This is a genomic window from Lignipirellula cremea (genome assembly GCF_056501455.1).
In genome coordinates this window covers 2,073,695-2,086,854 of record NZ_CM151415.1, presented here as the reverse complement: position 1 = coordinate 2,086,854, position 13,160 = coordinate 2,073,695, and the positions used below count along the sequence as shown (strand labels likewise).

Here is a 13,160-nt window from a genome sequence, read left to right as displayed (position 1 = left end):
GCGGCCCGCTCGTCACGCCGTTCGCTCCCCCCGCTTGGCCTCCAGGAAGTACGGCCAGATCGCGTCGCTGACGAGCAGGCCGCGCTCGGTCAGCCGCAGGCGTTCGACGGAGAGATCGAACAGGCCGGCGTCGACGAAGCGGGAAAGATGGGGCTCGACCAGTTCTGCGACCGAGAAGCCGGTCGCGGTCTCGAAGTCGGAGAGCGAGATCCCTTCCAGGCGTCGCAAGCTGAAAACCAGCCGTTCGCGAGCCGCATCGCGGGGAAGCAGGCGCTCGCTCTCCGCGATCGCCGACTCGCCGGCGAGGACCTTCTTCAGCCAGGTCGTGACGCTGCGGTGATTCGTCTCTCGCCGCCCGTCGATGTAGCGGGCTGCGCCGGGGCCGAAGCCGAAGAAAGGCTTTCCGGTCCAGTACGCTTCGTTGTGACGGCAGCGCCTGCCGGGCCGGGCGAAGTTCGAAACCTCGTAGTGTTCGAAGCCCGCGGCGAGCAGCGTACGCCTCGCCGCCAGATACATTTCCGCTTCGATATCCTCCTCGACCTGCGACAGGTCTCCGGAGAGCAGGCGGCTCCAATACCGCGTCCCCTTCTCCCAGGTCAGGCCATACGTCGAAACGTGATCGGGCGAGAGATCGATCGCCTGCTGCAGGTCGCTCGCCCAGTTCTCGATCGTTTCTCTCGGCGTGCCGAAGATCAGATCGACGGAGACATTCCCTGCGGCCCGCCGGGACCTGCCGACCGCTTCGATCGCACGCTCGGGCGAATGCTCGCGTTCGAGCGTCTTCAGCTTCTCCTCGCGAAACGACTGCACGCCCAGGCTGATGCGGTTCACGGGCGATCGTGAGAGCGTCGCTTCGTAAGCGTCGTCCAGATCCTCCGGGTTCCCTTCGATCGAGAACTCCAGATCGCTCGACGGTCGAAAGCGGGCGAAGATCGACTCGACGAGCCGTTCGAATCGCGGCGGCGTAAGCTGCGTGGGCGTGCCGCCGCCGAAGAAGATCGTGTCGAGTTCCAGCCCCGGCTCGACGGTGGCGAACTCTGCCTGGATCGCTTGAAGGTAGGCTTCCTGCAGGTCGTCCCGACCCGCGACGAGCGTGAAGTTGCAGTATCCGCACCGCCGGCGGCAGAACGGCACGTGGACGTACAGCGACCTCGGCGGATCGCGAAAGGCAAGCGGCGAAAGGGCCAAGCGACGAGTGGTCCGAAGAGCTGGCGGCGGCGACGCCGCGTCGATCGACGCGGCGCCCGCCGAATTATCCGCCGGACTGCGCTCTCAGGGGAGGTCGTCGGACTGGTCATTCCACGTTTCGCTCGGCTGACCCCAGGTCAGCGTCGCGGCAGGGAACGCCTCGAACGGATCTTCGTCGATCTCCACGACCGGTTCGTCGAGTTCCGCGTCCGCGAAGGCGTCGAAAGACGCTTCCGTTTCCGCCTTGTCGGTTCCCACGAGCGGACCATCCGCGGCAGGTGCATCCGCGGTCGCAGCCATCGGCGAATCCGATTCCAGCGCCAGGTCGGCCAGTCGGATATCCCGTTCGACGATCGTCTTGTTCGCACGAATGGCCCAGTCGGCGGGCACCAGGCGGAAACCGCGGGGGCGCGGGATCTCTCGCACGACCACCGGTTCGGGAGGCGCTTCGAGGACGGGAAGCTCGACGACCGGCTCCGGTTCGAGCGTCAATTCAGGTTCGGGCGCCTTCTCCGGCTCGGGAGCGGGCGGGCCGAAGAGCAGGTCCCGACGCTTCTTCCGAATCGATCGAGCGTGGAACGGGTGCTTCCGCTTGAATTCAGGTTCTTCTTCGAGAACGACTTCCGGTTCAGGCTCCGGTTCCGGCGCGGCTTCCGGCTCGAACGATTCGATCGCTCCGAATTCGGGCTCAGGGATCTCCGGCTCTTCTTCTTCGATCGCGATCGGCTCGATGTAGGGCGTCGGCTCGAACAGCGATCGAGACAGGACCTGTCCGCGTTCGCGATTGGTCGGTAGCGTGCGGACGTCGACCTCCATCCGGCGGAAAATGTCGAAGATGTGCTCGTGGCAGGTGAAGAGCAGCATCTGGTAGCCGCGGCTGGCGAAGTCGCGGAAGACCTCCGCCGCGTGCATCGCCCGGGCGTTGTCGAAGTTGACCAGCACGTCGTCGAGCACCAGCGGCAGATGGGCGCCCCGCTTGGCGTATGCCGCCGCGAGAGCCAGCCGCAGGCAGAGGAAGATCGCCTCCCGCGTTCCCTGGCTGAGCACGTCCAGGCGATAGTGCTTGCCGTCGCCGTCGTCGACGCGAAGGACGTCGTCGCCCATCGGCGTCCAGATTCGGACGTACTGGCCGCGGGTGATCTTGGCCAGGTACTCCGACGCCTCGGCCAGGGTCTGCGGCTGACGTTCGTTCTCGTAGATCTCTCGAATCGATTCGAGCAGGCCGCCGGTCACCGACAGGACGCGCCAGTTCCAGCTCTTTTCGTCGAGCTTCGCCTCGACGCATTGCAGCTCCAGCCTCGCCTTGGCGAGACGCCGATCGCCGGCGAGCGATTTCATCTCCTGCGTCAGTTCACCCCGTTTGCCGTGCAGTTCGGAGAGCTTCTTTTCCAGTTCGCGTTCGTCGGCCAGGACGCTCGCGCGGATCTGCGGAATCTGGTTCGACGTCTCGGCTTCCAACTCGGCAGCGATCGTCTCTTCCGGATAGTGCATCCCGACGGCGGCACGAATGCGGGACGAGATCTCTTCGCGCTCCTCGAACAACCGGTCGGCCTGCTTCCGCTTGGCGACAAGCTGGCGGAAGCGAGATTCGTCGTCGGCCCCCGCCGAGGCGAACAGCATGTCGCGCTTCCGGTTCAGGCGGTCGAGCGCCCGGCGTTCTTTCTTCAGGTCGCGAGTCAGTTCTCCGAACTGCTTCTTCAGGCCTCGTCGGCGGTCGACCAGATCCTTCTGCGTCTGGAGCGCGGTAAGCAGTTGGCGAAGCTGAAGCTGGGCGTCGTCGGTCTGCTTTTCGAGTCCGCTTTCGACGAAGTGCTGGTCGATTCGGGCGCGGAGCGACTTCAGTTCCCGCTCGGCGTTCTTCATATCGTCGTAACGCTGCTCCAGCCGACGCTGAAGCTGGAGCATGTGCTCGCTGCGATTGCTGAGCAGCTTGACGTGCCGGGGCGAGACGCCGTCCGGCAGGCCGCAGTTGGCGACCGCCTTGTCCCAGCGGCGCTGAGCCTCGTCCATCCGGTCCTTGCAGTCGCGGTAGCGCTCTTCCGCCGCTTCGCGACGCTGCTGCGCGGCCCGGCGCTTCTGCTCCAGCGGCAGATGGGTTTCGAGCAGGGCGATCTCCTGCTCGGCTTCCTTGAGCTGCGCGGTGAACGGAACCTGGCTCGCCGGCAGGAGGTGATCGAGTTCCTCGACCTCGCGTCGCCCCAGACGAAGCTGGGTCGTGACCTGTTCGAGCTGACGGTTGCAGGCCTCGAATTCCCGCGCGGCGCTGCGCTCGACGGTGATCTTCATCGCGACCGCGGCGCCCATGCCGGCGACGCCGAGGAGCGTCACGATCACGCCCAGTCCCGACACGGTCAGCGCCGACCAGGCGATGCCGCCCAGGATCATCAGCACGCCGAGGCAGAACGGCACGCCGAGCGCGACGAACTTCCAGAACGGCATGACCTGCTCGTCGAGCAGTTCCTGGCACTCGCGTTCCAGGGCTTCGCGGTCGCGGGCCATCTTGCCGATCCGCTCTTCGAGCTGGATCCGCCGGCGAAGCTGCGTCGCCCGTTCGCCCTGCTCTTCGAGCGATTCGTTCAGATCGTGCTTGCCGATCTCGGAGAGCGCCGCTTCCAGTTCGAGCGTCGTCTCTTCCAGTTCGCCGTGAGCGACCTTCAGTTCGCTTTCGAGCTGGCCGAGCTTGCCGGAGTATTCGCGCAGCCCCGACGCCGGTCCCTTCAGGATCGCCATCGTCTTCTGCGACAGGTCCGGGATGCTGGAGAGGCGGATGCCTCCCGGCAGCATGAACTGGTCCTTCTGCGAATCGTTCTCGCTCTCGAGAACGTGGATGTCCGCACGGAGGCGTTCGATCTGGCTTTCGAGCGATTCGAGCCACGGCGCGTGTTCGCCCAGCGCTTCCAGCCGCGGCGCGCGTTCCAGCACGCGGCGGTTGAGCGGCATCTTGTCCGCGTCCGCGCGGAGGCCCTGCCGCTGCGCGAGGAGCGAGTCGATCCGCTGTTCCCGCTGCACGGACAGGCCGTTCAGCTCGTCGAGTCGTTCCAGCGACTTCGGATCGACGTCCGGGATCGGGGCGAGCAGGCGCAGCTGCTCGTCGACCATCTTCCGGGCGAGCCAGTGATCGCGAACGTTCAGGCAGGCTTCGAGCAGCTTGACCCGCGCTTCGTGTTCGTCGATTCGCTTCTGGACCAGTTCGGCGTCGCGCACGAGCAGATCACGCTGCCCCGCGAGCGACGACCAGCGCCCGCCCGAGGTCGCGAGGTCGTTGATCTCCGCGTTCAGGCGCTCCCGCTGCCGCAGCAGATCGCGGATGGCTCCCCGGCCGGTGCCGCCGTCGTAGAGTTCGGTTCGGGCGCCCTGCACTTCGCGGACGACGTCGACCAGCGAAACGCGGTCGAGGCCGCTCGTCAGCTTGTAGAGATGATCCGCCGCATCGGTCGCCGAGAGCGTGGCCAGTTCCTGCAGTTCGCGCAGGCCGACGGCGAAGACGTTCTGATAGATCGATTCGTCGACGCCGGCCATGAGGCTGTCGAGCAGCGACTCGGGCTGACGCGTGCCGTGGCTGTCGTGCAGCGAGAACTGCCCCCGGGTCGTGACTTCCCCGTGAGCTTCTGACTGACGCTGAAGCGTGTAGTCGCCCGTCGACGAGGTCAGACGCAGACGACCCCCGCCTTTGCCGCCGCGGACGGGCGGGAGGTAGCGATCGGTCCGGTCGGCCGAGAAGCCGTACAGCATGGCCCGGACGAACTGCATCAGCGTCGTCTTGCCCGCTTCGTTTCGTCCGTAGACGACGGTGATCTGGGGCGACAGTTCGGGAACGGTGAGGTCGCTCCAGACGCCGAACCCGTCGACTTCGATCGCTTCGATTCGCATCGCTACGTTCCTTCGTAGGCGTCCGGCCCGTTTGCCGGGTGGCACTGGCTCTGCCAGTGTTTTTTCTGTCGTAGGGTGGGTCGTTGGGTAGGGTGGGTCAACGACCCACCCTACCCCCGTCGCTACGTACTCGCCCCGCTCGCGACGGGCGGACCGACGAACTCGGCTTCTTCGTTCTTGACCGTCACGGGCTTCGCGGCGGTCGCGACCGGCTTGGCCTTCAGTTCCTTCTTCGCCACGACGTAGGGCTTATCGCCGCGGAGCAGATCGACGGCCAGCGCGGTCGCCTCGTCCAGAATCTCCTGCCGCGTCGCTTCGTCAGGCAGCGGCGGAAGATTCGCCAGCAGATCGGGCGTGCCTTCGACCGGCAAATAGCGACTCCAGTCGAACGGCACACGAATCCCCTTCCGCTTCTTCACCGAGCGGAGGTAGTCGCCGAGGATCGTGTCCTCTTCGTACCAGTCGTCGGGATAGTCGGCATCGGCTTCCAGCCGCAGCGAAGCCGTCCAGACGCCGGGCGAGTGGGGCGAAGCCGAACGGGAACCGAACTCGTCCCGCAGGATGGTCAGAAGTTCCTCGGCCAGACCGCCGCGACGGGCCTGGCTGCCGAGGTACTTGGCGCCTTCGATCCGCCAGCGAACGACCGCCAGCCGGTCGACGTTCGCCTTGGCGATGTTACGCATGACCTCGCGGAGTTCCCGCAGCAGGTCGTCCTTCGACGCGTCGGTGTCCACCTCCAGCGTTTCGTCGCGCCAGCGGACCGGATCGAGATCGATGGTCTTCACCCGGGGCGCCCCGACCAGCGGAATCTCCACGATCGAACAGCCGCGGGGCGAACGCTCTTCGGGCGACATGCCGAGCGGGCTGCCGGGATGATGCAATACCGCCTGGCCCGCGGGCACGGTTCGCCGCTCCCGCTTTCCGCCGAGCGCCCAGTACCGGGCGTTGTGCTTTTTCGCCGCTTCGGCGTCGACTTCGCCGCAGGCGAGGACGACTGGGATGCCGGTTTCGGTCGTGCGAAAGGCATCGGGCAGCAGCGTCGCGAACTTGCCGCTCCTGCCGGTGATGGAGATCGTTTCGACCCCTTCGCGGCGCCAGACGAGCGTCGTTACCCGATCCGCCGGAAAGCGCTGCACGCAGGGGGGCAGCTTGGCCGCCGAGGGCCAGCGGTCGGGCGTATCGTTTTCGCCGCCCGCCCAGAAGACGTCGACGTCGGCCTGGGCCAGGCGGTCGAACTGTTCCGCCAGGAAGGTCACTCCCCGCGGACCGGCCATCATGGGATCGAGCAGGTTGCCCGAGAGCAGGGCCATATCGACCCGCTCGGCGATCGCGGCGTCGACGACGCGCGCGACGGCCTGGTACGGGAGGTCGAGCAGGACGTCCTCCAGATGTTCGGGAACGTCGGTGAATCCTGCCAGCGGCTGATCGAGCGCGAAATCGGACGCATGCAGCGCCCGCACGGATCGCGGAGCCATGGAAAGCCTCCCTGCCTACTCGAAAGCGCGGAGACCATTCCGCGCGGACGTGACTGCCTGCGAAAACTTTAGCGCAAGGCAGCGAATGTCCGCGATTTTATGAAAGCGCCCCCTCGTCTCCTACAGCGTTTCGCGGCAAAGCGCGATCGGGAGGAGATTTTTTGACGAGCGGATAGTTTGCAGCGACCGGCTCAACCGAACCGGACGGCGAGCTTAGAAGTCGTAGAACGCCCCGATGCCGATCTGCTGCTCGTGGCGGTGGTAGAAAGAGTTCTGCGAGCTCAGGCCGTTGTAGTAGGTGACGCCGAAACGCAGAAGCTTGCGTCCCCGGTCGCTCCGCCAGGCCCAGCCGGCCTGGGCCGTGAAGTTTCCGCTGAAGTCGAGTTCTTCGCGGAGGTGGACGTTCGCCGCGACGAATGGCGCTCCCGCGAAGCCGGTCGGTTTCGCCGGTGCGAAGTCGAAGCCGAACTGCGTCTCCCACGGCTCGCTGACGATGTCGTAAAACGCCCAGGCGACTTCGCTGTACACCCGCAGATCGTCGGTGACGTTGTAGGCGAGACCCAGCACGAACGCGTCCCGGGCGAAGTTCAGGCGGTTGTACCCCGGGTTCTTGATGACGAACTCGTCCCCCAGATGCGAGCTGAGGTGGTAATACGCCAGCTTCGCCTGCCAGCGACCGAAGCCGTAGGTCAGGGGGATGCCGCCGCGGAAGTCGACCGAGCGGACGTCGACGTCTTCCAGAATGTCCAGCCGGACCTGGGCCGAGCCCTCGACGTCGAGCTGAAATCCTTGCGGGTACAGGCCGTCCACGCTGCCGAACCGGATCAGGCCGATTCGGCCGCCGAGCGTCGCTTCCCACAAGTACGTGTTCGGATTCAGTTCGTCGTTGTCCCAGACGATCTGCGTGCTCATGCGGGATTCCTTCGCTCCCGCCAGATACGAGCGGTAGATCAGGTCCTCCGGCAGCAGCACGAAGCGCCAGACGTCGTCCGCGTCAGTTCGCCGGACGGTGTGGCGATCTTCGATCGAGGGGCGGTCGTACTCCGCCTGCGACTCCCACGCCCGGTTTGCGTCGCTCTCGACGAGCGACTCGGCGGCGGGATATCCGAAGAAAGCGGAGGCGGGGATCAGTTCCGTCGCCGCGTCGGCCTGATCGCTCGCGAACGTGGGAGGCAAATCCGCCGGCGACTGGCCCCGCACGACGATCTCGCCCGGTCCGACCGTTTCAGGCAGATAGTCGGCGATCTCGAATAACTCGCCCCGGCGTTCGTCGATGATCGTCAGCGGGAACTGGCCCGGATGCCACCCGGGATCATACGGAGTCGATCCAGGAACCTGATATATCTCGCCGCGGCTATTGGGCCGTTCGACGCCGAAATGCTCTCCGCGAACGACGGGAGCCGTCGCCAGGAGACTCAGGCCGATGACTGAAAGGAGCGCTCGCCGGAACACCGTGGCATCCCATTCGATTTTTTCGCGACGATCGTGAAAATCCGCAGGCATCGCGCCATCGAGGCGCATTCGTCGCGGCGGGACTGTAGCGAGTCTCTCGCCGCGGTCGCCAGAGCGGTTTTTCACCGACCTGCCGCTCGGACGGGCGGCAATGCTGAGTCAGCGGCGACTGGTGTGCTGACCTCGGCTCGATCCGCAGGTAAATGTCGATCGAACCATGATTCTCCCGTTCGCGGTCCGGAACTCCGTTCATGGCGGGAATCCGCGTAACGGGCGAGTCACATCGTCTGGAAAATCATTGACTTTGGGAGAAAAGCGGGACTAAATTAGTGCAGTCTGTCGTCGCAGGGATCCGTCTCTTTTCATGCGCCGGCAGGGATCTTTTCTCTCCGCAGTTCGCTCGTAAACCTTTCGCGGGAACGGCTTCGGCCGGTCGCTTCGCTGTCGAATCGGGGGCTTCGACCGCATCGGCGACGGCATGATTGAGAGCCGATTCAGCGAAGAACGTCGCAGAATCCGGTTTCTTCGGCTGATGCCGAGGCGACATGGATGGGCACAGGCTATCGCTTGCGCCGCGATGACGGGCGACCGATGGTAACCGCATTCGCAGGAAGCGTTTCCGCCGTGGCACGACGGCGTTCGCTTCGTTCGTTAGAGCAGGAAGACTCGTTCTTATGGCGGCGAAACGCTCGGTCTGGGGCATCGATATCGGCCAGTCGGCGCTCAAAGCGCTGAAATGCCGGATCTCCGATGACGGCCAAGGGGTGGTCGCGGAATCGTTCGACTACGTCGAATATCCCAAGCTCCTCTCCTCCCCCGAGGCGAACCCGGCGGAACTGATCAGCGACGCGCTGGAACAGTTCCTCTCCCGCAACGAGACCCGCGGCGACGAAATCGCCATCTCGGTGCCCGGAAACACGGGCCTTGCTCGTTTTTTCAAGCCGCCCCCGGTCGAGGCGAAGGTTCTGCCGCAACTGGTGGAATTCGAGGCCAAGCAGCAGATCCCCTTCCCCCTCGACGAAGTCATCTGGGACTGGCAGTCGCTGGGCGGGCATGAGGTCGAGGGTTTCCAGCTCGACAATGAGGTCGGCATCTTCGCGATGAAGCGGGAGCACGTCGCCCGCGCGATCAAGCCGTTCCTGGACAAGAAGCTGGAGCCGTCGACGGTTCAGCTTTCGCCGCTGACGGTTTTCAACACTGTCTCGCAGGAACAGCTCAAGGACTCGGACCAGGGCGATTACGATCCGGACAATCCGCCGCCGCACACGCTCGTGCTGTCGATGGGGACGGAAACGACCGACCTCATCTTCACCAACGGCCACACGCTCTGGCTGCGCAGCATCCCGATCGGCGGCAACCACTTCACGAAGATCCTGTCGAAGGAGCTGAAGCTCACGCACGCCAAGGCGGAGCAGCTCAAGCGGCACGTCATGGAGGCCGAGGATCCCAAGGCCGTCTTCCAGGTGATGCGTCCGGTCTTCAATGACCTGGTGAACGAACTGCAGCGTTCGATCCGCCATTACCAGACGATCGACCGAAAGGCGAAGATCGAGAAGGTCCTGCTGATCGGCAACTCCAGCAAGCTTCGCGGTCTGTCGCAGTACGTCGAACAGAATCTGGGCCTGCCCGTCTCTCGCCTGAAGAAGTTCGAGAAGCTGGAAGGCTCTGAAGTCGTCAACGCCGAGACGTTCCATTCGAACGCCGCGGGTTTCGCCGGCGCGTACGGTCTCTGCCTGCAGGGCTGCGGCGCGGCGAAGCTGAAGACCAGCCTGCTCCCGCCCGAGATCATCACCGACCGCATCGTCCGGGAGAAAAAGCCCTGGGCGGTGGCGGCGGTCGCGCTCGTGCTGCTCGGATTCGCCGCCAACGCGGCGTTCCAGGTCTGGCGGACCTGGGAAGTGAACCCGCAGCAGGCAGGCTCGGACGGAACGACCTGGGACTCCGCCATCGCGATGGCCACCCCGGTCAAGTCGGAGAGCGACGCCAAGACAGGCAAAGACGCCGAACAGATCGCTCAGCTCGCGCACGTCCGGGCGCTCGGGGACGAAGTGGTGGGCAATGCCGACCGCAAACTCGTCTGGCTGGAGCTGCTTTCCGCGCTGGAAGTCGCGCTGCCGGACAGCTCTGCGAAGGTCGCGCGTGGCCAGGTTCCCGATCCGAAGACTTACCCCTTCGATCAGCGGACCGAGCTTTATATCGCGTCGATGGAGGCACAGTTCTTTCCGGACCTCGCCGTCTGGTGGACCGAGCCGGTGCAGAAGCGCTATGCCGCTGACGACCGGGTGTTCAAGGGGATGGGAAACCGCCGTAACCGCGGAGCGAATGCAGACGGCGACGACGAGGCGCTCGTCGATCCCGCTGCTGTAGATCCGGCCGCTGCCGACGTCGATCCCGCCTCGGCCGACCCCGCAGCTGTAGATCCTGCTGCTGTCGACCCCGCAGCGGTTGACCCCGCCGCGACGGAACCCGCCGCGGAAATTGCCGCGACCGATCCGGCTGCCGCGACCGAGGGCGAGGCGGGCGAAGGGGGCCAGGTCGCTGGTCCGACCGAGCAGGGCTGGGTCATCGAGCTTCGCGGTCATCACTTCCACAACAGTCGCACGCAGATTCTCGACTCGGGCGAGAACTACTTGCGTCGTACGCTGATTCGACAACTCCGGGATGGGGAAGTCGCTCTGCCGGTGCCGTCGGACGACCCGAGCGTGCCGCCGCAGATGATTACGTTCACCTTCAAGGAACTCGGCATCCAGTTCCCGATCATTTCGGCGACCGGCAACATCAACAACAGTTTCAAGATCCCCAATCCCAACGCCGATCCGGCGATGGGAATGGAAGGCTCGCCGTACGGATCGGGGTCGATGATGCCTGGCGCTCAGGCCCCGGGAGCGGGAGTCGGAGCCGGAACCGGGCGTCGGCAAGGCGGGGCCGGCCGGACCGGAGGTCGTAACGGCGCTGCCGCAGGCGCGGAAGAAGAGGAAGCGCCCGAACCGGAGCCGGAGTTCTACACGGCCCCGAGGTACGAGTTCAAAGTTCAGTTCGTCTGGAAGGAAACTCCCCTGACGAAGCGGCTCCAGGCACGGAAGGAAGCTGCGGAAGCGGCCGCCGCCGCGCAACCGGCTGAAGCGCCGATGGACGAAGTCGATCCCTCGGCGGAACCCGTCGTCCCGTCGGTGTTCGATCCGACTGCGACCGACCCCGTCACGACGGATCCCGCGGTCGTCGACCCGGCTGCGACCGACCCTGCAGTTGTCGATCCGGCGGATGGCGATCCGGCGACGGCGATTCCGCCCGGTACGGCGACTCCGGAGGTCGTGCCGCCGGCCGGCGTCGATCCTGTCGCATCCGACCCGGCCGGACCGCCGGCGACGGAACCTGTGACGGAAGTGACGCCCGACCCTGCCGCGGCGACTCCTGAAGCCGCAGCGCCGGGCGAGACGCCGGCTCCTCCGAACCCCTGACGCGAGTTTTCTCGGGTCGCGACGGTTCAGGAGCGGGGCACGCAATTCAATTAGGATCGAGTTCGATGGACTTCGTCAAAAAGCATTACTTCTGGATCTTCTGCGGCGTCCTGACGGCCGTCGCGCTCGGCGCCTGGGTCTGGACGACCATGGACATGAGCGCGCGCTACGCCGCGGACAAGGCGAAGATCGAGTCGGGCTTCTCGCTGGTGAACGGGGTCAACGGCATTCCGGACCACCCCAACGAGATCACCCACGCCGCAATGGATCAGCGGATCAAGGACTTGAAGCTCAGCGTCAAGAGCGCCTGGCAGGAGCAGTACCTGGAGCAGGAAAAGATCTTTACCTGGCCGTCGACGTTCACCAACAAGATGCGCCGGGATCTGTCCCGTCTGCGCCCGATCGAAACTCACTTCCCTGAGTTTCCGACGCCTCCGAATAAGGAACTGCTCCAGGACTGGCGCGTCGTCTACAGCAATTACATCGCGGACGAGCTTCCCAAGCTGGCGGAGACGATCGGCGCGAAATGGACCGTCGATCCGGACGCCATGAAGGGCGCGGGCGCCGGCGGAATGGAGGGCTATAGCGGCGCCGGGGCGGGTTACTCGCCCTACTCCGGCTCGTCTTCTTCGATGGCTGACGGTAGCGGCATGCCTGGCGCGGTCGAAGAGGAACGTCCCGTTGTCGACTGGAACGCGGCCAATCAGGCTGAGATCTACAACCTGCGGTTCAACTGGTCGGCCCGTCCGAACTCGGTCCCGACGACTCTGCAGATGCTCTACGCCCAGGAAGATTTCTGGACGCTGCAGTCGCTCATGGAGATCATCCGCCGCACGAACGGCGACGCGGACGCCTATTACGAAGCGCTGGTCAAGGAAATACAGTTCATCCGCATCGGCGCCGCCGCGGTTCGCAGCGACGCGATGATTACGCCCCTCGTAACCGCCGCGGCCGGAACCGGCACGATGACGGAAATGGGGATGCCGGTGGAAGGCAGCGCCTCCGGCGATCCGTACGGCGAGGCCGGAGTCGCCGGATACGGTTCCGAGGGGATGCCGGGCGGCGACATGATGATGACTCCCGGTTCGGGGATGGGGCCGGCCGTCGAAATCGACCCGGCGGCGGGACGCTACGTCGACAACGCGTACAAGCCGCTCACCGCGGAGGAGCTTCGCGGTTCGCTCACGACCACGGACCCGGCGAAAGCCTATCTCGCGGTCGCCAAGCGGATGCCGGTCCGGATGCGGGTGCGGATGGATCAGCGATACCTGAATCGACTGCTGATCGAGTGCGCCAACGCGCCGCTCACCCTCGAAGTCCGGCAGGTCCGGATCAACCCGGGCACCTCCGGCGCAGCGTCGATGGGCGCTTACGGCGGCGGCGGAGCTGGCGGCGCCAGCCCCTACGGCGGATCGGGCGGCTTCGGCACGGCCAGCAGCGGCGCGAGCGGCGGCGAGTCCGCTTCCTCGCCTTACGGTTCGGGATCGGGCGCGGGCCCCGGCATGGGCGGCCCCGGTACGTCGTTCGACGCCGTGGTCGAAATTTACGGAATCGTCTACATCTATAATCCTCCCCCGTCGGACGGCGGGCCGCTCGAAGTCGAGGCGACGGGAGAGGGCGAAGCGACTCCGGCGGCTCCCGCCGGCGAGACGCTCACGAGCGTGAACTGACCAGGTCGAGCACGAACGCAGGGTTCGAAATCGAGAATCGCCGCGCA

At 65.4% G+C, this 13,160-nt stretch carries 6 protein-coding genes; 2 read left to right on the top strand and 4 right to left on the bottom strand.

All coding sequences use genetic code 11. The features are described 5' to 3' along the window. Nucleotides 1-12: 12 nt before the first annotated feature. From hemW to SH602x_RS08040, 4 genes are all read right to left on the bottom strand, one after another. The gene (gene hemW, locus SH602x_RS08055) at nucleotides 13-1,188 is read right to left on the bottom strand and encodes a radical SAM family heme chaperone HemW (RefSeq protein WP_479476298.1); all 1,176 of its coding nucleotides are present in this window, start codon (nucleotides 1,186-1,188) and stop codon (nucleotides 13-15) included. An 84-nt stretch (nucleotides 1,189-1,272) separates the two neighbouring features. Next, complete coding sequence (locus SH602x_RS08050; RefSeq protein ID WP_479476297.1) at nucleotides 1,273-5,058, bottom strand: AAA family ATPase; 3,786 nt, start codon at nucleotides 5,056-5,058, stop codon at nucleotides 1,273-1,275. A 122-nt stretch (nucleotides 5,059-5,180) separates the two neighbouring features. Further along, nucleotides 5,181-6,533: a metallophosphoesterase family protein gene (locus SH602x_RS08045; protein WP_479476296.1), complete on the bottom strand. Its 1,353-nt coding sequence runs from the start codon at nucleotides 6,531-6,533 to the stop codon at nucleotides 5,181-5,183. Between the two features lie 213 nt (nucleotides 6,534-6,746). Next, a complete protein-coding gene (locus SH602x_RS08040; protein WP_479476295.1) occupies nucleotides 6,747-8,036 on the bottom strand; it encodes a DUF1207 domain-containing protein in 1,290 nt (429 codons plus the stop codon). A 623-nt stretch (nucleotides 8,037-8,659) separates the two neighbouring features. On the opposite strand from SH602x_RS08040, the gene pilM reads away from it, so the two are divergent. Both pilM and SH602x_RS08030 read left to right on the top strand, forming a co-directional pair. Next, on the top strand, nucleotides 8,660-11,443 hold the full coding sequence (gene pilM / locus SH602x_RS08035; protein WP_479476294.1) for a type IV pilus assembly protein PilM: 2,784 nt from the start codon (nucleotides 8,660-8,662) through the stop codon (nucleotides 11,441-11,443). 65 nt (nucleotides 11,444-11,508) lie between these two features. Next, a complete protein-coding gene (locus SH602x_RS08030; protein ID WP_479476293.1) occupies nucleotides 11,509-13,113 on the top strand; it encodes a hypothetical protein in 1,605 nt (534 codons plus the stop codon). Nucleotides 13,114-13,160: the final 47 nt, after the last annotated feature.

Coding starts and splice junctions, on each gene's coding strand:
- pilM (WP_479476294.1), top strand. CDS start 8,660: ATGGCGGCGAAACGCTCGGTCTGGGGCATCGATATCGGCCAGTCGGCG.
- SH602x_RS08030 (WP_479476293.1), top strand. CDS start 11,509: ATGGACTTCGTCAAAAAGCATTACTTCTGGATCTTCTGCGGCGTCCTG.
- SH602x_RS08050 (WP_479476297.1), bottom strand. CDS start 5,058: ATGCGAATCGAAGCGATCGAAGTCGACGGGTTCGGCGTCTGGAGCGAC.
- SH602x_RS08045 (WP_479476296.1), bottom strand. CDS start 6,533: ATGGCTCCGCGATCCGTGCGGGCGCTGCATGCGTCCGATTTCGCGCTC.
- SH602x_RS08040 (WP_479476295.1), bottom strand. CDS start 8,036: ATGCCTGCGGATTTTCACGATCGTCGCGAAAAAATCGAATGGGATGCC.